The sequence below is a fragment of the Streptomyces sp. NPDC048111 genome, assembly GCF_043202815.1.
GTDB lineage: Bacteria > Actinomycetota > Actinomycetes > Streptomycetales > Streptomycetaceae > Streptomyces.
Window position 1 is genome coordinate 1 of record NZ_JBIDBD010000032.1, and the last position, 18,650, is coordinate 18,650.

At 71.5% G+C, this 18,650-nt stretch carries 19 protein-coding genes; 9 read left to right on the top strand and 10 right to left on the bottom strand.

Annotation, left to right across the window (positions count from 1 at the left end; all coding sequences use genetic code 11):
* Positions 1 to 315: 315 nt before the first annotated feature.
* Both ACGF3I_RS30575 and mshA read right to left on the bottom strand, forming a co-directional pair.
* Complete coding sequence (locus ACGF3I_RS30575; protein WP_393137677.1) at positions 316 to 807, bottom strand: YbjN domain-containing protein; 492 nt, start codon at positions 805 to 807, stop codon at positions 316 to 318.
* A 251-nt stretch (positions 808 to 1,058) separates the two neighbouring features.
* Positions 1,059 to 2,402, bottom strand: coding sequence for a D-inositol-3-phosphate glycosyltransferase (mshA, locus tag ACGF3I_RS30580; protein ID WP_393137679.1), 1,344 nt, complete (start codon positions 2,400 to 2,402; stop codon positions 1,059 to 1,061).
* A gap of 344 nt (positions 2,403 to 2,746) precedes the next feature.
* On the opposite strand from mshA, the gene ACGF3I_RS30585 reads away from it, so the two are divergent.
* The 3 genes from ACGF3I_RS30585 (at position 2,747) to ACGF3I_RS30595 (ending at position 6,489) form a co-directional block, all read left to right on the top strand.
* Positions 2,747 to 3,559 (top strand): class I SAM-dependent methyltransferase, encoded by an 813-nt coding sequence (locus tag ACGF3I_RS30585; RefSeq protein ID WP_393137682.1) that lies wholly within the window; start codon positions 2,747 to 2,749, stop codon positions 3,557 to 3,559.
* A gap of 315 nt (positions 3,560 to 3,874) precedes the next feature.
* The gene (locus tag ACGF3I_RS30590; RefSeq protein WP_393137684.1) at positions 3,875 to 4,933 is read left to right on the top strand and encodes an NlpC/P60 family protein; all 1,059 of its coding nucleotides are present in this window, start codon (positions 3,875 to 3,877) and stop codon (positions 4,931 to 4,933) included.
* A 293-nt stretch (positions 4,934 to 5,226) separates the two neighbouring features.
* Positions 5,227 to 6,489, top strand: a complete 1,263-nt coding sequence (locus ACGF3I_RS30595) for a PP2C family protein-serine/threonine phosphatase (RefSeq protein ID WP_393137686.1) — start codon at positions 5,227 to 5,229, stop codon at positions 6,487 to 6,489.
* A 12-nt stretch (positions 6,490 to 6,501) separates the two neighbouring features.
* Here the strand turns inward: ACGF3I_RS30595 and ACGF3I_RS30600 are convergent, their stop codons facing one another.
* From ACGF3I_RS30600 to ACGF3I_RS30610, 3 genes are all read right to left on the bottom strand, one after another.
* Complete coding sequence (locus ACGF3I_RS30600; protein WP_393137689.1) at positions 6,502 to 6,846, bottom strand: DUF2516 family protein; 345 nt, start codon at positions 6,844 to 6,846, stop codon at positions 6,502 to 6,504.
* 182 nt (positions 6,847 to 7,028) lie between these two features.
* Positions 7,029 to 7,646 carry a hypothetical protein gene (locus ACGF3I_RS30605; protein WP_393137691.1) on the bottom strand — a complete coding sequence of 206 codons (618 nt, stop codon included), beginning with the start codon at positions 7,644 to 7,646 and terminating at the stop codon, positions 7,029 to 7,031.
* 22 nt (positions 7,647 to 7,668) lie between these two features.
* Entirely contained in the window at positions 7,669 to 8,082 is a 414-nt protein-coding gene (locus ACGF3I_RS30610) for a helix-turn-helix domain-containing protein (protein WP_393137692.1), read from the bottom strand.
* A gap of 247 nt (positions 8,083 to 8,329) precedes the next feature.
* On the opposite strand from ACGF3I_RS30610, the gene ACGF3I_RS30615 reads away from it, so the two are divergent.
* The 5 genes from ACGF3I_RS30615 to ACGF3I_RS30635 all read left to right on the top strand — a co-directional run bounded on the left by ACGF3I_RS30615 (position 8,330) and on the right by ACGF3I_RS30635 (position 13,168).
* On the top strand, positions 8,330 to 9,562 hold the full coding sequence (locus tag ACGF3I_RS30615; protein WP_393137695.1) for a hypothetical protein: 1,233 nt from the start codon (positions 8,330 to 8,332) through the stop codon (positions 9,560 to 9,562).
* A 196-nt stretch (positions 9,563 to 9,758) separates the two neighbouring features.
* Positions 9,759 to 10,229, top strand: a complete 471-nt coding sequence (locus tag ACGF3I_RS30620; protein WP_393137697.1) for a TnsA-like heteromeric transposase endonuclease subunit — start codon at positions 9,759 to 9,761, stop codon at positions 10,227 to 10,229.
* A gap of 3 nt (positions 10,230 to 10,232) precedes the next feature.
* Positions 10,233 to 10,946: a hypothetical protein gene (locus tag ACGF3I_RS30625; RefSeq protein ID WP_393137700.1), complete on the top strand. Its 714-nt coding sequence runs from the start codon at positions 10,233 to 10,235 to the stop codon at positions 10,944 to 10,946.
* 279 nt (positions 10,947 to 11,225) lie between these two features.
* The gene (locus tag ACGF3I_RS30630; RefSeq protein WP_393137703.1) at positions 11,226 to 11,987 is read left to right on the top strand and encodes an SMI1/KNR4 family protein; all 762 of its coding nucleotides are present in this window, start codon (positions 11,226 to 11,228) and stop codon (positions 11,985 to 11,987) included.
* A 95-nt stretch (positions 11,988 to 12,082) separates the two neighbouring features.
* Positions 12,083 to 13,168 carry an RNA-binding protein gene (locus ACGF3I_RS30635; protein WP_393137705.1) on the top strand — a complete coding sequence of 362 codons (1,086 nt, stop codon included), beginning with the start codon at positions 12,083 to 12,085 and terminating at the stop codon, positions 13,166 to 13,168.
* A 155-nt stretch (positions 13,169 to 13,323) separates the two neighbouring features.
* On the opposite strand, the gene ACGF3I_RS30640 is transcribed toward ACGF3I_RS30635, so the two are convergent.
* The 4 genes from ACGF3I_RS30640 to ACGF3I_RS30655 form a co-directional block, all read right to left on the bottom strand.
* Complete coding sequence (locus ACGF3I_RS30640; protein ID WP_393137706.1) at positions 13,324 to 14,013, bottom strand: class I SAM-dependent DNA methyltransferase; 690 nt, start codon at positions 14,011 to 14,013, stop codon at positions 13,324 to 13,326.
* Positions 14,014 to 14,184: 171 nt separating this feature from the next.
* Positions 14,185 to 15,444 carry a GNAT family N-acetyltransferase gene (locus ACGF3I_RS30645; protein ID WP_393137709.1) on the bottom strand — a complete coding sequence of 420 codons (1,260 nt, stop codon included), beginning with the start codon at positions 15,442 to 15,444 and terminating at the stop codon, positions 14,185 to 14,187.
* A gap of 25 nt (positions 15,445 to 15,469) precedes the next feature.
* A complete protein-coding gene (locus tag ACGF3I_RS30650; RefSeq protein WP_393137712.1) occupies positions 15,470 to 16,429 on the bottom strand; it encodes an asparaginase in 960 nt (319 codons plus the stop codon).
* 61 nt (positions 16,430 to 16,490) lie between these two features.
* Positions 16,491 to 17,084 carry an ABC transporter substrate-binding protein gene (locus ACGF3I_RS30655; protein ID WP_393137714.1) on the bottom strand — a complete coding sequence of 198 codons (594 nt, stop codon included), beginning with the start codon at positions 17,082 to 17,084 and terminating at the stop codon, positions 16,491 to 16,493.
* A gap of 168 nt (positions 17,085 to 17,252) precedes the next feature.
* On the opposite strand from ACGF3I_RS30655, the gene dtd reads away from it, so the two are divergent.
* Positions 17,253 to 17,678: a D-aminoacyl-tRNA deacylase gene (gene dtd, locus ACGF3I_RS30660; RefSeq protein ID WP_393137716.1), complete on the top strand. Its 426-nt coding sequence runs from the start codon at positions 17,253 to 17,255 to the stop codon at positions 17,676 to 17,678.
* A 6-nt stretch (positions 17,679 to 17,684) separates the two neighbouring features.
* On the opposite strand, the gene ACGF3I_RS30665 is transcribed toward dtd, so the two are convergent.
* Positions 17,685 to 18,650: a YgfZ/GcvT domain-containing protein gene (locus ACGF3I_RS30665; RefSeq protein ID WP_393137719.1), complete on the bottom strand. Its 966-nt coding sequence runs from the start codon at positions 18,648 to 18,650 to the stop codon at positions 17,685 to 17,687.

The window sequence follows — 18,650 nt, forward strand, 5'->3', positions numbered from 1 at the left end:
GGGGGTGCAGGGGGCGCAGCCCCCGCCGGGGTCCGAGGGGCGGAGCCCCTCAGGGGGTCTGGGGCGCAGCCCCAGGGCCAGGCACCCTCCAACCCGCTGCACGGGCGGGCGGGTGGGCAAGCCCCTCGGGGGGTGCAGGGGCGAAGCCCCGCCGGGGTCAGAGGGGCGGAGCCCCGCCGGGGTCAGAGGGGCGGAGCCCCTCAGCGGGTCTGGGGCGCAGCCCCAGGGGCCGGGCCTACCGAGCCCCGTCACGGGCGGCGGGCTGGGGGCAAGCGCCCAAGGGGTCCCGGGCCCACCCGGGGCAACGGAAAACCGCTACCCCGCCGCCCCACCGGTAAGGTGCCCGAACGCCTCAAGGTTCCGAGTGGACTCCCCCCGAGAAACCCGCCACGCGTACTCCCGCCGAATGGCCGAAGCAAACCCCATCTCCAGCAGCGTGTTGAACGACCCGTCCGCCTCCTCCAGGACGACCCCGAGCAGCCGGTCGAGCTCGTCCGGGGTGACGGAGGAGAGGGGGAGCTTCCCGGCCAGGTAGACGTCCCCGAGCCGGTCGACCGCGTAACTCACCCCGTACAGACGGAGGTTGCGCTCCAGGAGCCAGCGGTGGACGGCGGGCTCGTTCTCGTCGGGGTGCCGCACGACGAAGGCGTTCACGGAGAGGGAGTGGCGTCCAACCCGGAGCGAGCAGGTGGTGGAGAGCTTGCGGGTGCCCGGCAGCGTCACGACGTACGCACCGGGTTCCGGGGACTCCCAGGAGAGCTCCGCGTCCTTGAGGGCCGCCTCGATGACCTGCCGTACGTCAGTCATGCGGCGAGCCTACGCGAAGGGGTTGGCGAAGGCGGAGGGAGCAGGACTGGCGCATCCGGAGGCCGAACCCCCGGGCACAACCGAAGCCAACCGGCACGGAACAGCCCCCAGCCGCGTACAGCCCCCCCGGCACGGAACGACCCCCAGCCCAGTACAGCCCCCGGCACGGAACACCCCCCGCACCACCCGAAGCCCCCCGGCACGGGACGCCCCCCGGCACGGCACCCCCACCCACGCCCCGCCGGGACGCCTCACCCGTGATGGCCCCGCACCCGGCGCCGATGCTCCTGCATCGCCGCCGTGTACACGTCCGCCGTCGCCGACGCCGCCGTCCCCCAGCCGAAGGACTGCGCGTGGCGCGCGGCCGCCCCGCCCATGCGGTCCACGAGCGCGGGCTCCGCCGCGAAACGCTGGAGCGCGGTCGCGTAGTCCCCGGGGTCGTGGCCCTGCACGAGGAACCCCGTCGATCCGTCCCGCACCGCCACCGGAAGCCCCCCGACCGACGCCGCGACCACCGGCGTGCCGGTCGCCTGCGCCTCGATGGCGACCAGGCCGAACGACTCGCTGTACGACGGCATGACCAGTACGGACGCCGCCCGGAACCAGTCCGCGAGCCGGTCCTGGCCGACCGGGGGTTTGAACCGTACGACGTCACAGATACCGAGCTTCGCCGCCAGCTTCTGCAACCCCTCGGGCTTCGCCAGGCCGCTCCCCGACGGGCCGCCCACGATGGGCACGATCATGCGCGAGCGCAACGACGGGTCCCGGTCGAGGAGTTCGGCCGCCGCGCGCAGCAGGATGTCCGGCGCCTTCAGCGGCTGTATGCGCCCCGCGAAGAGCGGGACGAAGGCGTCCCGCGGCAGTCCGAGGCGGTCGCGCGCCGCGGTGCGCCCGTCGGCCGGGCGGAAGCGGTCGAGGTTCACCCCGGGGTGAACGACGGCGACCTTGCCCGGGTCCGCGTCGTAGAAGCGGACGAGTTCGTCGGCCTCCTCGGCGGTGTTGGCGATCAGCCGGTCGGACGCGTTCACGATCTGCGTCTCGCCGATGACCCGCGCGGCCGGCTCGGGGCTGTCGCCCTCGGCGAGCGCCGCGTTCTTGACCTTGGCCATGGTGTGCATGGCGTGCACGAGCGGCACGCCCCAGCGCTGCGCGGCGAGCCAGCCGACGTGGCCGGACAGCCAGTAGTGGGAGTGGACCAGGTCGTAGTAGCCGGGCCGGTGCCGCGCCCAGGCGGTCATCACCCCGTGCGTGAACGCACAGAGCTGGGCCGGCAGCTCCTCCTTGGCCAGGCCTTCGTACGGCCCCGCGTCGATGTGCCGTACGAGCACGCCGGGGGACATCTCCACGGTCGGCGCGAGCCCGCCCGTGGTGGCCCGCGTGAAGATCTCGACCTCGATGTTGATCGCGGCCAGGCGCTTGGCCAGCTCCACGATGTACACGTTCATGCCGCCCGCGTCGCCCGTCCCCGGCTGGTGCAGCGGGGAGGTGTGGACGCTCAGCATGGCGACCCGGCGCGGTTTGCGGTGCCCGCCGGGCAGCCGGAGCCGGGGCGGCCCCGCCAGGGTGCCGGTGAACCGGGACACGTACTGGCTCACGTCGAGGCCTCCTCGGCTCGGGGCACTGCCTTCGGACGCGGAGTGGGCAGACGGGCACGCCCCTCCAAGGCCCGGAACACCGGAACCCGCCCTTTCATTTCCACTTTGCCAAAATGTTGCCGAACATCCCGCGCCGGGCCCCTCCTCTGCCCGACACCCACCAGCGCCCGTCTCACCCAGCACCCACCGTCCCCCCTCCCCTGCCCGGCACCCCCCAGCGCCCCGCACCCACCAGCGCCCGTCCCGCCCGGGACGCCACCGGGACTCCACCGGCACCGCACCGCCCAGCACGGCCCAGCCCCACCCCGCCCCGCCCCGGCGCCCGCCCCACCTACCCTCGTCCCATGGCTCCACCCGCCCCGCCCGCCAGGCGCGCCCCCGCGAAGCGCCCCGTCGGCACCGTCACCCGCGGCACCACCAACCCGAACCGGCTGCGCCGCATGGACCGCTGGATCGCGGACGTGCACGGAGCCGCGCTGCGCCGCGCGGACGCCCCGGTCGCCGTCGACCTCGGATACGGGGCCGCGCCCTGGACCGCCGTGGAGCTGCTCCAGCGCCTGCGCACCGCGGCCCCCGCCGTCTCGGTCGTCGGCATCGAGATCGAACCGGCCCGGGTCGCCGCGGCCAAGCCGTACGAACGCGAGGGGCTCACCTTCCGGCACGGCGGCTTCGAGGTCCCGCTGGCCGAGCCCCCGGTGCTGATCCGCGCGGCGAACGTCCTGCGCCAGTACGACGAGGCGCAGGTGGCCGCGGTCTGGGCCGGACTCTGCGCCCGGCTCGCGCCCGGCGGGCTGCTCGTCGAGGGCACCTGCGACGAGATCGGGCGCCGCCACGTATGGGTCGCGCTCGACCGCAGGGGCCCGCGCACGGTGACCTTCGCGACCCGGCTCGGCTCCCTGGACCGCCCGTCCGACCTGGCCGAGCGGCTGCCGAAGGCGCTGATCCACCGCAACGTGCCGGGCGAGCCGGTGCACGCCTTCCTGCGCGACTTCGACCGCGCGTGGGCCGCCGCCGCCCCGTACGCCTCGCTCGGTGCGCGACAGCGGTGGATCAGGTCCGTACGGGATCTGGCGGCCGACTGGCCGGTGGTTGACGGCGTACGGCGCTGGCGGCAGGGCGAAGTGACGGTCAACTGGGCGGCTCTGGAGCCTCGTTGAGGACGCATGGCTGCTCGGCGTCGGCGCGGCCCGATCGCCGCGCGCCACGGTCGCGTCGTCGTCCAACGAGTGAACTCCCGTGGCCCGTGGAACGCCTGACGCACACGATTCGTCAGACGAGTGGAGCCGGGCGGGGGATCACGCAAGGGGGTGTGCCCCGTCCGTTGCCCCGGTACCTCTGTCGCTTTGGCGGGGGCCGTGGCAGCATCGCCGCATCAGTGTGATGTTACTGACGGTAAATCACCTGTCGGTGAGCGGTGTTCCGACGTGGGGCGTTCCGGTGCGGGGCCGGAGTCGACTGGAGGGGGAGTTCTCATGCCGAAGAAGCGCCGTTTGGCGACCGCGATCGCCTTGGTGTGCGCCCTGACCGCGCTGGCCGCGCCCGGTACGGCATGGGCCGACCCGGCACCGAAGCCGTCGGCCACGCCGCAGGACCCGCCGAGAACGCTGGACGAGGTGAGCCGGCAGATCGACGACCTGTACCGCCAGGCGTCCGCCGCCACCGACGCGTACAACCTCGCCGAGGAGCAGACCGAGCAGCAGTCCGCGCAGATCGTCCGGCTCGCCCAGGAGATCGTGCTGGGCCAGGAGAAGATCAGACGTCTGAAGGACCAGGCGGGCGCCACCGCGCGCATGCAGTACCGCAACGGCGGCCTCCCGCTGGGCGCCCAGCTGATGCTCAGCGGCGACCCGGACAGCTTCCTGAACGGTGCGGACGCCCTGCGCCGGGGCCAGCAGGCGGCCCAGGGTCTGCTCGGCGAACTGAACAGGACCCAGGCCGACCTGACGGCCTACAGCAAGGACGCGACCGCCCAGTGGAAGGCCCTGGAGGCCAACCGGGTCAAGAAGGAGGCCGCGAAGAAGGACATCACCGCGAAGATCGACGCGGCCGAGAAGCTCCAGTCCCAGCTCAAGGAGCAGGAGCGCGAGCGCCTGGCCGAGCTGGAGCGCAAGAAGGAGTTCGACGCGCAGAACGCCTGGCTGAGCACCGGCATACTGAAGGACATCGGCGGCAGCGCGAGCGAGCAGGGCAAGAAGGCCGTGAAGTTCGCCACCGACCAGATCGGCAAGAAGTACATCTGGGGCGCGGCCGGCCCCGACACCTTCGACTGCTCGGGCCTCACCTCGCAGGCCTGGCTGGCGGCCGGCCACCCCATCCCGCGCACCTCGCAGGAACAGTGGGCGCGGCTGCCGCACGTGGCGGTCAAGGACATGCGCCCCGGTGACCTGGTCATCTACTTCGCGGACGCCACCCACGTCGGGATGTACATCGGCGACGGCGCGATCGTCCACTCCCCCCGGCCCGGCCGGACCGTGACGATCACCGGAGCGGGCTCGATGCCGATCCTCGGCGTCGTACGGCCGGACAAGTGACCGGCGGGCGGGGAGCGGGGGCGCCACGGTCGGGCAGGAAACGGGCAAGGGGCGGCCCGTCCGGGCAAGGGCCGGGCGTCCGGCCGGGCAGCGGCGTACCGCCGGCCGGGCACTGCGCAACTTCCTGGGGCCCGGACAAATGTGGCATGAGGCATATGCCAACCGGCTCCCCGTGATGAACGCCCCATCGCCATTCCGCCGCGCCGGTGGATGACGCTAGGGTCCCGGCTGGTGGGGCGCCGACCGGCGCACCTCCGCGCCCTCGGGGGGAGGGAAGGAATCCGGAACCGACGATGCCCGCATCCCAGCACGTACCCGTACCGCACCAGCGAGCCGCCCCGCAGGACCATCCGGGCGGCTCCGGCGACGGCCCGCTCAACCTGCTGGTCATCGAGGACGACCCGGCGGGCACCTTCACCGTGCACGAGCTGCTCGAAGCGGCCGGGGCCCGGGGCCGCATCCGCACCGCCCGCAACCTCACCGAGGCCGAGCGGCTGCTCACCGACGACATCCACTGCATCCTGATCGACCTCGCGCTGCCCGGCCGCGACCCCGACGACGAGCTGGCCGCCCTGCGCCATCTGCTCCGCCTCGCCCCGCGCCACGCCGTCCTCGCCCTCACCCCGTCCACGCACGCCGAGCGGGCGGCGGAGGCGGTCCGGGTCGGCGCGCAGGACTATCTGTTCCGCGAGGAACTGGACGGCCGGCTCCTGAGCCGTGCCATCCGGTACGCGGTGGAGCGCAAGCGCGCGGACACCGCCCAGTACAAACTCGCCGAGTCGCGGCTGCGTGCCCAGGAGAACGCCCGCCTGGAGCGCGGGCTGCTCCCGACCCCGCTGCTCGACGGCTCGGACCTGCGCTTCGCGGCCCGCTACCGCCCCGGCCGCTCACGGGCGCTGCTCGGCGGCGACTTCTACGACACCGTGCGCACCCCGGACGGCACCGTCCACGCGATGATCGGCGACGTCTGCGGGCACGGCCCCGACGAGGCGGCCCTCGGCGTCGAACTCCGCATCGCCTGGCGGGCGTTGACGCTGGCGGGCCTGTGCGGGGATGATCTGCTCGCCACGCTCCAGCAGGTCCTCGAACACGAGCGGGACAGCGAGGAGATATTCGCGACGCTGTGCACGGTCGACATCGCGCCCGACGGCCGCAGCGCCGGCCTGTGCCTGGCCGGCCACCCCTCACCGCTGATCGCCCTGAACGGCCGGGCCCAGCTGCTGCCGTACGAGAACGGCGGCCCCGCCCTCGGCCTGCTGCCACGTGCCCGCTGGCCGCGCCGCCAGGTCGAACTCGGCCGGGAATGGGGCCTGTTGATGTACACGGACGGTCTGATCGAGGGCCGCACCGATCAGGGCGGCGGCCCCCGTCTCGGCCAGGACGGCATGCTGGAGATGATCAACGATCACCTGGCATCCGGTCTGCGCGGCGAGGGGCTCCTCGAAGCGGCGGTGACCCGGGCGCGCGAACTCAACGGGGGCGAGCTGACGGACGATGTGGCGGTGGTCCTCCTGGAGCGCAAGCGCGCGGACCGGGAAGGACGCCGCCGCGCCTGAGGGCGCCCGGGTTCAGCGGCCGCCGTTGTAGGGCCCGTACGGCCCGTCGCTGCTGGAGCCGCCGCCGCGGCGCCCACCCCGGCCGCCGCCGGAGACCTGCCGGAGCGCGGGCCGTACGTCCACCATGAACACGATGGAGGCGACGAGCCCGGCGAGCTGGAGGAACATCACCGGCACGAGCAGGTTCACCACGACCGTGATGCCGAGGATGATCAGCCAGAACGGCTTGGTCTGCTTCTCCGCCGCGCGGTACGCGTCCTCGCGGGCGATCACGGCGAAGACCAGCGCCACCACGGCGATGACGAGCATGCCGAGAAAGAGCAGCGACGTCAGAAGGCTGAATCCCGAGAGCAACATTGCGGTGTACCGCCTAGGTGAGTGCTGGTGCGTGCGAGTGAGTGCGTGCGCATGGGTGCGGAGTGCCTCGCGGCCAAGGTACTGGTACTCGTCCAACGGGGCGGGCACCTCGAAGGTGCCCGCCCCGCGGACCGGCGTCATCGACGCGAAAGACACGGATGACGCGGAAGACGCGAAGGGCGTTACTCCGCGGGCTTGGCGGCCGGCTTCTTCACCGGAGCCTTGCGCGCGGCGGCCTTCTTGGCGACGGGCTTGTCCGCCGCGTCGGCGCTCCCGGAGCCCGCGACGGGCTGCACGGACTCGACCGGCTCGGCCTGCGCCGGAACGTCCTTGGCGGGGGCGGGACCGTCGCCCTCGACGACACCCGCGATGTCGACGATCTCGTCGGCGGCCTCGCCGCGCCACTGCTTCACGACCTCCTGGCCGTGCTCGGCCACGGAGTCGTAGCCCTCGCGGGCCCTGACCGCGTACTCGGCGAGCACGCCGACACCGCGCAGTGCCAGGTCCTGGGCGTTCTCGCCCAGCTTCTTGAAGTCGCCGTCGAGCGCGCCGATGAACTCGCCCGCACGCGTGGTGACGGCGGCCTGGACCTCCTTGACGCGCGCGGCGGCCTTCTCCTGCACGGCCTTGGGGTCGGTGCGGCGCACGGCCTCAATGCGCTCGGGGGCCTCGGCCTGGATCTTCTCGATCAGCGCCGGAACCTTCTTGGCCTGCTGCCCTGCGATGTCCGCCGTGCCGGCGAGGAAGTAGAGGGGGGTGGGGTCGGTGAGGGTCTTGCGCAGGTCATCGGTGATGGCCATGTCTGTCCTCCCGGATCAGTGCTCAGTTGCTCGCTTGAGGGTGGTCGGCGTCGCCGCCGTCGCCGGCGCCGTGGGTGTCCGTGTCGGTGTCGAGCCCGTTCTCCTTGCGGAAGGACTCGTAGATCTGGAGCAGCACCTGCTTCTGGCGCTCGCTGAGCGACGGGTCGGCGAGAATGACGCTGCGCGTCCCGGCGGCCTCGGGGGCCCGCTCGTCGAGGATCCCGGCCTGCACGTACAGCGTCTCGGCGGAGATCCGCAGCGCCTTCGCGAGCTGCTGCAGGATGTCCGCGCTCGGCTTGCGAAGACCGCGCTCGATCTGACTCAGATACGGATTCGACACCCCGGCGGCATCGGCGAGCTGCCGCAGGGACAGCTGCGCGGTGCGCCGCTGCTCGCGCAGGTACTCGCCGAGATTGCCGACGTTGAGCGATGCCATGCCCCGATGGTGCACCCACCGCGCTAACTATTGCAAGCAGACGCTTGCAAAAGTGTGCCGCGCCACGTCGGGGGGCCGCGCGGCGTTCGGGGGTTGGTTGTCCGTTCTCAGTAGATGTGGCGAGTCCCGGTGGAAGTGAACAGCGACCTGACTGATTCCCTGCCGAACTGATCAGCCAAGGTGGTCGGCCCGTGAGCCTTGATCACTCCGCTGACAGCGCCAGTGGCATGCGGCAGGATGCGGACGCATGACTCTCTCCTCCCGCATTGCCATGCCGGGCCAAGTCCGGTCCGTGGCCGCACAGGATGCGTCCGGTCACCTGTACGTGACCAGCTACGGGACAAGCCCGCTGGAGACGATCGTGACGGTGATGGATTCTGGGGACGTGACTGCTTGGCAGCGCACGTTCGCCGGGACGGGGCGCCCGCAGTCCCGCCTTTCAGCAGACGGCACGCTTTGGGTCGCGTACCCACATCAGGGCGGCCGAGCTTTGGAGGGCGTCCTCCCCGACGGATCCACACACCGAACTATCGTCCCGGAGTGCGAGGCCGGCGAGGAGCTCAGCGCGTTCGTCTTGCTCGACAGCGGGTTCTGCATCGCCTGGGCCGGCGCCTCCCGCATTCTGCGGATGTCGCAGGACGCACAACCCGCCTTTCCCCAACCTCGCGTTGCCCGATACACGTGGGAGGGAAACTGCGTGTGGTCGACGCCGATCGTGCTCGGCGCCGTATCTCATCCGGGTGTAGTGGGGATGGGTGTGGAGACCGGATGGGACGTGCGTCCTCTTCGGCCTTGGGTGCCGGAAGAGGTAGATGTCGATCACTGGGAGCCGCTGCTGGTCTCGGGCGACAGGGTTGCCGCCAGTTTCACCGATGCTCGGGGAGGGCTCGGGAGGACATTCTTCCTTGACCTGGCCAGTGGTGCGATCGTCTCGGCTACCTCACCTGCCCCCTCGGGCCGCAAGGCGATAGCTGGTCCCGGCGAATTTTTGATCGGGTCTCAGGGATATGGGGAATTCACGACAGGCCACTACGACCGCGATGGCAGCACGACAGCCCGGTGGGCCAGTCATGGCGCGATGCTCATTGACGGTCGGGGCACGATCTGCGGCCCTGAACTGGAGAACCGCTTGCCCTCCACGTCGCGGTTCCGGCGGCTGCTGCCGGACAGCAAGCTCGTAGACGGGCCTCCGCTGACGGGCTACTACACGTCCTATCCCGCGATGGACCGCGAGGGAACCGCCGTGTTCTGGCGTGACGGCAAACTCCTCGCCGTCGACGCGGACCTGGATTCGCACGAGTTGTTCGCGATGGATGACAACCGGAACATCATGGGCCGCACCCTGCTGTTGGGTGACGGTCGCGTCGTCGTGTCATTGGACAACGAAGTTCTCACCTTCCACAGCCCACTGGGGCCCCTGGCTGAGGGCCCCTGGCCGTGCGGGGACGCGAATCTCCTGGGCAACCCAGTGCTGGACTGACGCTCCCAGGGCACCGTCACTCGACCGGGGGATTTTAGTGCCGTTCGTTCTGCTCAGTCCCACAAGATCTGCACAGTTGGCATACATGGGGCTGCGTGAGCTGGAGGGGACAGCGCCGTCGCAGGTAGACGGTTTCGAGGTGAGCTGGCGGGATGACCGGGGCTAGTACCGGCGGCCGCTGGTCGAAGCCGTGTCCGTGGCCTTCGAGACAGGGCGGCCAGTGCGAGGCTTTCCGTCGTACCGGGGGCAGCGGCATTTTCCAGGGTTGTACTGGTCGTCGACAACCGGCCTGCACGTGGGGTTCGAGTCCTGGCTGGAGCGTGACCACGCGATGCTGCTCGACTTCACGCCAGAGGTGACGGGGCTGCTGTCGCAGCCTTTGTGGCTGTTCTGGGAGGACGGGCGGGGCAAGAGGATCTCGCATGCCCCGGACTACTTCGCTCGGTTTGAGGACGGGCGCGGGCTGATTGTGGACTGTCGGCCGTTGGATCGAATCGACGCACGGTCGGCAGCCAAGTTCGCAGCGACGCAGGCGGCTTGCGAGGTGGCGGGATGGGGCTACCGGGACAAGCGCATGCTCGACGAGATCGAGCTCGACCACGCCGTCCAGAAGGCCCGGCCCGATCGCCCCCGTGCCAAGTACGCTCGCAGGCCGAAGGCGGCCTGAGTAATGGAGCCCTGGGAAGCCCCGGTCCGGCTCCTGCCACTTCCTCTGCCACCGGTCCACGGGGAGGTCTTCGGCTGGTACCTGCACCGCCTCGCCGCCGCAAACCACGTAACGTCGGGACAACTGGCGAAAACACTGACGCCGTTCAAGAACGCGCTGATCGGCAAGCGGACAGACACGTTATGGCGCTGGACTCCGATGGTTCTGCCGCGGCTGGCACTCCTGACGGGCCTCAATCTCCGCTTCCCCGACACCCTGGAAGCAGCCACAAAGGAAGCGCAGCACATGGTCCGGTCCTGGCTTCTGAACAAGAAGCAGCCCCATCTGCTCTTACGCTGGAACGACCGTCTCGCTCAGCTACCTCCCAAGGAAGCCGCCTACGAGAACATCATCAGGCGACGCGTCGACGAGCGGGAGTTCATCGCCACCTACCCGGAGTTCGTCACCATGCTCGGCATGGTGGCCGACCCTGCTTGGCGAGCACGACGGGCGCCTCGCCAATGGGTGAACCTCAGCCAGCACCGGCGCACGATCGACGCTGTCTACGCAGAAGCCGAGCGGCGGCTCAACGTCCCCTCTCTCCGCGAGAAGCGTCAGTCCCACGCCTTCTCCAACGACGCCCTCTTCCGCTGGACCGACTCATCGGGGAGATCACTGATGCTGGTGATGACGCCGGAGGACCACAACGCCCTACGAGATGATTCCCAGTGGAACTGAGAGGCCCCAGGCCAGAGCCCTTCGGCCGGACAGAACTACTGGGACGACCCCACCTCACGCCCGAACAGGCTCACCGCTGTTCAGATCCGCTGGGTCCTCCACGCTCCGAAGCGTCCCGGCCGAAATGACAAGGCGCAGATCAGGGGCACCTCATCGATTCAGATCTCTCGGGAACGGACAGCAAGTGTCCGTTCCCAGTGGATGTGGCGAGTCCCAGTGATTCTGGCGAACGACCTGGCGGAGGCCTGGCGAAGCCGGCGGGCCTGTACGGTCCACCGCATGGTTGACGAGTTCGACGTGGCTCAGGCTCTGCGCGGCGGGATACCCGACAGGGCGCGGGCCTGGGCCTTCGTTCGGGACTTTGCCGCCGCGTGGGCGGAGCCGCTCACCGACAGCGCGGGTACGCGACCGGAGGAGCTGGAGCGAGCCGAGGAGACGCTGGGGCTCGCGCTGCCGACCGCGCTGCGCGAGGCGTACTCGCTACTCGGTACGCGTCACGACCTCACCGGCAACCAGGACCCGCTGCTGCGCCCTTCCGAGCTGTTCGTGCACGACGAGTTCGGCGGAGTGCTCGTCTTCCGCAGCGAGAACCAGGGATGCGCTTTCTGGGGAGTGCGGCTCCGGGACCTCGACCAGGACGATCCGCCGGTCTTCGTCGAGTCACGGGACGGTTGGGTGCGCTACCTGGAGCGAGTCTCCCTGGCCTGTGTCGAGCTCGTACTCAGCGAGACGCTGCTTGGCGGCGAAGGACGGCTCTACAACGCCTGCGAACTTCCCGCCGAGCTGATTCGGGAGCTGCCGAGTCGGTTCGCGCCGGTGGAGTTTCCCGAGTACCCGATGTGGACGGGTAGGGAGGAGTCACCCGTGCGCTGGTTTTCCGCGCCGGGGAAGCTCTTGCGGCTCGACGGACTGAGTGATCACAGCTGGCTGCACGTTCGGGGCAATACGTTCGCCGACCTGGAGTCGCTTTGCGCCGCCCTCCCCGGCCACTGGGTAGCTGGGTACTCAGAGCCGTTGGAAGCCGGTGAACTGCCTTTCTAGGCACCCGCAGTCCAACACCCCGCGCCTCCTGTCACCCTTCTGCATTCAGGCCCGCGCCACCGCCGAGGACCTCGCAGCTCGTGTCATGACACAGCGTGCTGACCAGCAAGATTCGGGCGGGTCTCAGAGGGCGTGCCCATGCCCTCGTCGCAAATGCCGTGGCAGTTCCTCGGCAAGCGCTGGAAGATGGCGATGTGCAGCTGCCCTACGTCTATTGCGTCAGCAAGTACGACCCCGCCGACCGTGACGATCACGGGCACTACATCGGCACCGAGGACACCATCAGCGATCACGGCGAGATCGAGGCGGCCTATCTTCAGGCGGTCAAGGCGTTCGCCGCGGACACCAGCATCGACCATCTGTCTGTCCGCGAGCCGGAGGTCTCGTCTCTTGCTCATTTCGGCGTTGAGGGATCTCTGGACGGCTTCGGTCTCGACAGGCTCCTTCCCGGCGGCGGTCTTGCCGACTTCCACGACGGAGCGGAGCTGCCGCTGGACATCGGGCTGGAGCTGATTCGCCTCATGCTGCGCGACAGCGGCGCCTGGTGCCGGCTGGAGGTGGAAGACGTGTTCGCAGTGCACGTCGGGTGGGACCAGTACCTCTACGTCGGCAGCAGCCGCCCCTGCCAAGGAGCTCTGGCCCGCGTCCGCGAACTCGGGCTGTTCCCGGAACACCTGGACGCTTCCCCCTACGACTTCGAGCCCGAGGAGGACGGCGTCCTACGGCCAGGCGATGACGCCTTCTGGGCCGGCCTGCACAGCGCAGTTGGCTGCGGCCGCGCCGGTCTCCTGGAAGAGATGTACGTCCAGAACGCCTCGCGATGGCATCGCCTCACGTGCGACACCATCGACACGGTTCGTGCCGGGCTCGCTCCCCGCGCTCGCCTGGCCGTGTGGCCGGCCCTCTCCTCCGACGTCAGCGCCGTCCTCGGCGCCCTTCCCACCGAGGGCATCGTCGAGGGGGTCTGGCAGGACGGGGGAGGTCGGATCCACAGCGTCATCGTTGACGACGACGCATGTGCGGAGCTGGCTGCCCGCATGTCCGATGCCGACGCCGCAGCGCTTCTCCCCGTGAACGCCGATGAGCGTGTCCCTCTCCTCTCGGCTGTCATGCCCGACAGAGACGGAGTCGTGCGGGCGCGCTGGCAGGCCGAACAATCCCTCAGCGACTTGGCCACCTGAGCTCTCAGGGCCACCAGCACCCGGAACTGGTCGGTCGTTGTCAGCTGCCTCCGCGACAACTCGCCACGCGCCGCGTCAGCCGTTCGTCCCGGCCGCGCGTCCGCCGTCGGCATCGGCACCCTCGATGAGCTTCCAGACGTCTGGCCCCCGCCCCCTCAGCCCCCAGCAGACCCCTTGACGGCCAGCAGGTACGCCTGGGGTACCGCCTCGCGGCCCTCGGGCTCGCGGCGCAGGCGGCTCGTCACCGTGAAGCCGGCCTCCGCGAGCAGCGCCGCGATGTGGTCCGGGGCCAGCCGGTTGAAGTCCAGGGCCACCTCGTGGCCGAACGGGTTCGCCAGGTGCAGGGGCTCGTCGCCCACCTGGAACGCGGCGAGCAGGTGGCCGCCGGGGGCCAGCACCCGGTGGAACTCCGCGAACACCCCCGGCAGCAGCTCCCGCGGGGTGTGGATGAGCGAGTACCAGGCGACCAGCGCCGCGAGCGACCCGTCCGGCGCGTCGACGGCCGTCAGCGTGCCCACCTCGTACCGCACCTCGGGGTGCTCCGCACGGGCCAGCTCCACCATGCGCGGCGACAGGTCCACCCCGTGCACCGCCAGGCCGAGGCCGTGCAGATGCGCCGTCACCCGGCCGGGGCCGCACCCCAGCTCCACGACGGGGCCGCCGCCCGCCGCCAGGACGCCCTCCGCGAACGCGCCCAGGATCGCCCGGTCCAGCGGGCGGTCTTCGAGCACGGTGCGGAACATCTGCGCGTAGTCGCTCGCGATGGTGTCGTAGAAGGTGCGGGTCGCCGCGAGGTGCGGGGCGGACGTCAACTCGGCTGCGGGGTACGGCTCTTGGGCGGTCATGGTCGGGGAGCCTAGGCGCCCCCACTGACAGCCCATACGCCCCTTGGGCCCCGCCCGCCGAGCCCCCGGGCGGCCCTCCCTCCGAACCGCCCCGCCGATACCTCCCGGGCAGCCCTCCCTCCACCCCGCCCCGCCGATCCCCCCGGGCCAGCGGCCCACCACCCCACCCGGTCAGAACATGTCCGGGCACCACGGGCGGCGCGCGGTGTGGAGCAGGGCGTCCGCCCGGGCCGCCGCGCCGGCCTCCTCCTCCTGCACGCGGCCGAGCGCGAGCAGCCGCCCCGCCGACTCGTCGCCGAGATACAGCGCGCCCAACTCGCCTATGTTCAGGGTCAGTTCGGGGGTACGCGTGGTCGGTGTGCAGCGCGCTCCCGTGCCGTCGGCCTCCAGGAGGAAGCGGCCCGCCGCCAGTCCCGCGGCGTCCTCCACCGCGAGGACGAGGGAGCCCTCGGCCGCGTACGAGCGCGCCTCAAGGGCGGCCGGGACGTCGAGCAGGCGCAGCCACAGGAAGTCGCTGTGGGTCACGATCCTGGCCGCCCGCGGGTTCGGGAGGTGCAGGGGCAGCAGGTCGTCGGGGGCGCGCAGGCCCGTGCGGACCCTGCGGATCCAGTCGATGGAGCACAGGTAGTGCCACAGGGCGCGCTCGGCCTGCGGGGTGAGGGCGGTCAGCTGCTTCACCGTCGCGGTGTTCTCCGGCAGCTTGGCGTCGCTCCACTGCTCGTCCGCCCGGTACGCCACGAGCCCGGCCGGTTCGCCGGCGGCCGTGCGGTAGACCGCGAAGAAGGGCTCGGTCCAGGGGCCGTCGAGGCGGGCCGCCCCGGTGGCCAGGTCCCACCAGCGCCGGTCACGGCCGACCGCACCCGGCTGGGTTGGCCGGAATCGTTCGAACAGCTCGGAACCGATCTTGGCCGCCTCCGCCGGAGCCACCAGATCGATCCGCCCTCCGCAGGCCGGGCCCGACCGGCGCGGGTCGAGACCGGCGCGGGCGACGTCGATCTCCCACTCGGCGGACCAGGCGGCCGGGCCGTACCCGTACCGCCCGTAGATCGGGTACTCGGCGGCGATCAGGGTGGACGCGACCTCGCCGCGCTCCTTCGCGGCCGCCAGCTCGGCGGCCATCATCCGGGTGAGCAGCCCCCGCCTGCGGTGCGTGGGCGAGACGGTGACGGCGCTGACCCCGCTCACCGGCAGGGCCGCCCCGCCGACCGTCGTCAGCTCCTGGGCGAACGAACGGAAAGTGGCCACGCACCGGCCGCCGTCGAACGCGCCCCGCACCCGGCCGAGGTCACTGACGGCCCGCAGGTCCCGCGCGTACTGCTCGCTCACCACGGGCGGTCGCAGGAACCCCAGCTGCACCGCCTTGATCCAGTCGGTGAACTCGTCCTCGCGGACCGTGCGTACGTCGATGTCTGGCGTGACCGGGGCGTTCATACCGGCCACGCTAAGCGGCCGGTCCTCAGAATGTCGCGCGGATTTCGCCGACCACCGAGGGCCCGCCGAACAGCGGCGCGAGCCCGATCCGCCGGACCACCGGGCCGGCCACGCCGAGCAGTTCGAGGGCGCGGGCCAGGATCGGGCCGAGCGCGCGGGTCGCGCCGTCGTCGACCTTGAAGGCGAGGGCGCGGCCGTCGGCGAGGGCCACGGCCTGCACGGCCTCGGCGCCCATCTTCGACAGGGTGCCGGGCACCTCGCGCATCAGCCAGGTGTCGGGCCGCCGGGTGCCGGCCACGTACTCGGGGTGGGTGCGCATCGCCTCGGCGACGCGGCCCTCGACCGAGTCGGGCGCGGCCGTCGCGAAGGTACGGAAGGCGCGCGCGAGGCCGGTCAGGCTGATGGCCATGAGCGGCGCGCCGCAGCCGTCGGTGCCGACCGAGGCGACCGGCTCGCCGGCGGCGGCCTCGACGGACGTGTGGACCAGGCGCTGGAGCGGGTGGGCCGGGTCGAGGTAGCCGGCCAGGTCCCAGCCGTTGAGCTTGCAGGCCGCGAGCATCGCCGTGTGCTTGCCGGAGCAGTTCATGGTGAGCCGCTCGCGCACCTGCCCCGCCGCCAGGTACGTCTCGGCCTCGATCGCGTCGAGCGGCAGGTCGGGCGGGGTCTGGAGGTCGTCCGGGGTCAGCCCGTGCTCGGCGAGCATCTTGCGGACGAGGTCGAGGTGGAAGCCCTCGCCCGAGTGGCTGGCCGCGGTGATGGCCAGGCGCTCGCCGGAGAGCTCAAGGCCGGCCCGCAGCACGGCGGCGGCCTGCATCGGCTTGTTGGACGAGCGGGGGAAGACGGGCGCGGCCGGGTCGCCGAGCGAGAACTCGACGCTGCCGTCCGCGGCGAGCACCACGAGCGAGCCCCGATGATGGCCCTCGACGAATCCGGAACGGACGACTTCGGCGAGGACCGGGGGTATCGGGGACGTCAGGGCGGTCATGGGAGTGCGGCCTTCCGGGCAGGTGACCTGCCCTGGAGGGATCACGTCCGGATCGGGCGGGTCAATTGAGCAGATCGTCTACTTGTGCTTCCCCATCACGGTACCTGCGGGCGATCTCGGCGCTGCAATCGTCGGCGGTGCGCTGGACCTCCTTGCGGCGCCGCGAGACGTGCTGCTCGTAGCGGATCAGGCGGCCGGTGGCGGTGTGGAGCTCTTCGTCCGTACGGGCGGCCAGGTCCGAGAGCTCGACCTCGGCGTCCATCTCGGCGGCGAGCAGCCGGTACTCCTCGCTGCGCGGCGCGGACAGGGTGACGTGGCGGGCGGACGCCCGGTGCGGGGACGGCGCGTCGGTGAGGATCTCGGCGAGCCGCTCCACGACGGGCGCCTGCGGTCCGGTGCGCCGGGCCAGCTCGGCCCGCAGGATGTCGATCCGCCCGTGCAGCAGCCGCCGTACGTAGCTGAGGTCGGCCTCGTCGCGCTGCGACTGCCGGCGCAGGGTGCGCAGCTCGGCGAGCCGCAGCGCGGCCAGGTCGTGGTCGCGCCGGGGCGGCAGACTGCCGCCCGCCCGCTGGGCCGGCGGTCGCACGGCGGTACGCGGGCTGGTCCGGGTCAGCGATACGGGGCCGGGCGGCTGCCCGGCGCCTGATGTGCTCATGCGTCTTTCCGTCCCCTCGACCGGTGCACGGGGTCTCCCCTGGCCCGAAGGGCCCGGGGCCGGCACCGCCTGTACGCATCGTGCCACTCCGGGTACGGCACGTGCAGGTGCACTGCACCCGTTCAGCCGCTCGGAATTCGGCCGCACCGGTGGCATAGGTTGGGGCGCATGCGAGCGGTGGTGCAGAGGGTGGACGGCGCGAAGGTCGTCGTGGGTGGCGAGACGGTCGGCGAGATCGCGGGCGAGGGACTGTGCGTCCTGGTCGGGGTCACTCATGAGGACACTCCGGACAAGGCGGCGCAGCTCGCCCGCAAGCTGTGGTCGGTTCGCATCCTTGAGGACGAGAAGTCCTGTTCGGACGTGAACGCGCCCTTGCTGGTGATTTCGCAGTTCACCCTCTACGGCGACGCCCGCAAGGGCCGCCGGCCCACGTGGAACGCGGCAGCCCCGGGCGCGGTGGCGGAGCCCCTGGTCGACGCGGTGGTCGAGCAACTCCGGGCGCTGGGCGCCCGGGTGGAGACGGGCCGCTTCGGCGCGGACATGCGGGTGTCCCTCACCAACCACGGCCCGTTCACGGTCGTCGTCGAGGTCTGAGACGCCCTACGGCTCGACCACGACCTCCTGGGCCGCCGCCGTGCCGCCCGCGAGCAGCTCCGCGTCCACCGGCACGTTCCGCTTGATCAGGGCGAGCGCGATCGGACCCAGCTCGTGGTGGCGGGCCGAGGTCGTGATGAAGCCGAGCTGGCGGCCCTCGGCACCGTCGGCCGCGAGCCGCACCGGCGTGCCCGGCCCGGGCAGCAGCACCTCGCTGCCGTCGAGGTGCAGGAAGACCAGGCGGCGCGGGGGCTTGCCCAGGTTGTGGACGCGGGCGACCGTCTCCTGGCCGCGGTAGCAGCCCTTCTGGAGGTGCACGGCCGGGCCGATCCAGCCCACCTCGTGCGGGATCGTCCGGTGGTCGGTCTCGAAGCCGAGCCGCGGCCGGTGCGCCTCGACCCGCAGCGCCTCGTACGCCAGGATGCCGATGAGCGGGCCCGCCTGCTCCGCGTACTTCTCCAGGTCCCCGCGCGGCAGGAACAGATCGCGCCCGTACGCCGTCTCGCGCACGACCACCCCGTCCGGCACCTCGGCGATCGAGCCGGCCGGGAGGTGCACGACCGCGAACTCGCTTGTGCGGTCGGCCACTTCGACCCGGTAGAAGAACTTCATCGACTCCAGGTAGGCGATCAGCTCGCCCTGGGTGCCGGGCTCCACGTGGATCCACACCGTGGCGCCGTCGTCCACGAGGTACAGGGCGTGCTCGACGTGTCCGTTGGCCGACAGCACGAGCGCCTCGGTGGCCTGCCCGGCGGGCAGCTCGCTGACGTGCTGGGTGAGCAGCAGGTGCAGCCAGCTCAGCCGGTCGTCGCCGGTGACGGTGATGACCCCGCGGTGCGAGAGGTCGACGAGGCCGGTGCCGCCGGCCAGCGCGCGCTGCTCGCGGAACAGGTCGCCGTAGTGCGCCGCGACTCCTTCGTCGCGCCCCTCGGCGGGGACGGCGCCGGCCTTGGACAGCAGAGGGCTCTTCAT

What these genes read in the sequence shown, in the direction of transcription:
- ACGF3I_RS30615 (WP_393137695.1), top strand. Translation starts at nt 8,330, where the DNA reads ATGACTCTCTCCTCCCGCATTGCCATGCCGGGCCAAGTCCGGTCCGTG.
- ACGF3I_RS30650 (WP_393137712.1), bottom strand. Translation starts at nt 16,429, where the DNA reads ATGACCGCCCTGACGTCCCCGATACCCCCGGTCCTCGCCGAAGTCGTC.
- ACGF3I_RS30645 (WP_393137709.1), bottom strand. Translation starts at nt 15,444, where the DNA reads ATGAACGCCCCGGTCACGCCAGACATCGACGTACGCACGGTCCGCGAG.
- ACGF3I_RS30655 (WP_393137714.1), bottom strand. Translation starts at nt 17,084, where the DNA reads ATGAGCACATCAGGCGCCGGGCAGCCGCCCGGCCCCGTATCGCTGACC.
- ACGF3I_RS30610 (WP_393137692.1), bottom strand. Translation starts at nt 8,082, where the DNA reads ATGGCATCGCTCAACGTCGGCAATCTCGGCGAGTACCTGCGCGAGCAG.
- ACGF3I_RS30630 (WP_393137703.1), top strand. Translation starts at nt 11,226, where the DNA reads ATGGTTGACGAGTTCGACGTGGCTCAGGCTCTGCGCGGCGGGATACCC.
- ACGF3I_RS30590 (WP_393137684.1), top strand. Translation starts at nt 3,875, where the DNA reads ATGCCGAAGAAGCGCCGTTTGGCGACCGCGATCGCCTTGGTGTGCGCC.
- ACGF3I_RS30665 (WP_393137719.1), bottom strand. Translation starts at nt 18,650, where the DNA reads ATGAAGAGCCCTCTGCTGTCCAAGGCCGGCGCCGTCCCCGCCGAGGGG.
- ACGF3I_RS30595 (WP_393137686.1), top strand. Translation starts at nt 5,227, where the DNA reads ATGCCCGCATCCCAGCACGTACCCGTACCGCACCAGCGAGCCGCCCCG.
- ACGF3I_RS30640 (WP_393137706.1), bottom strand. Translation starts at nt 14,013, where the DNA reads ATGACCGCCCAAGAGCCGTACCCCGCAGCCGAGTTGACGTCCGCCCCG.
- ACGF3I_RS30625 (WP_393137700.1), top strand. Translation starts at nt 10,233, where the DNA reads ATGGAGCCCTGGGAAGCCCCGGTCCGGCTCCTGCCACTTCCTCTGCCA.
- ACGF3I_RS30600 (WP_393137689.1), bottom strand. Translation starts at nt 6,846, where the DNA reads ATGTTGCTCTCGGGATTCAGCCTTCTGACGTCGCTGCTCTTTCTCGGC.
- ACGF3I_RS30605 (WP_393137691.1), bottom strand. Translation starts at nt 7,646, where the DNA reads ATGGCCATCACCGATGACCTGCGCAAGACCCTCACCGACCCCACCCCC.
- ACGF3I_RS30585 (WP_393137682.1), top strand. Translation starts at nt 2,747, where the DNA reads ATGGCTCCACCCGCCCCGCCCGCCAGGCGCGCCCCCGCGAAGCGCCCC.
- dtd (WP_393137716.1), top strand. Translation starts at nt 17,253, where the DNA reads ATGCGAGCGGTGGTGCAGAGGGTGGACGGCGCGAAGGTCGTCGTGGGT.
- ACGF3I_RS30575 (WP_393137677.1), bottom strand. Translation starts at nt 807, where the DNA reads ATGACTGACGTACGGCAGGTCATCGAGGCGGCCCTCAAGGACGCGGAG.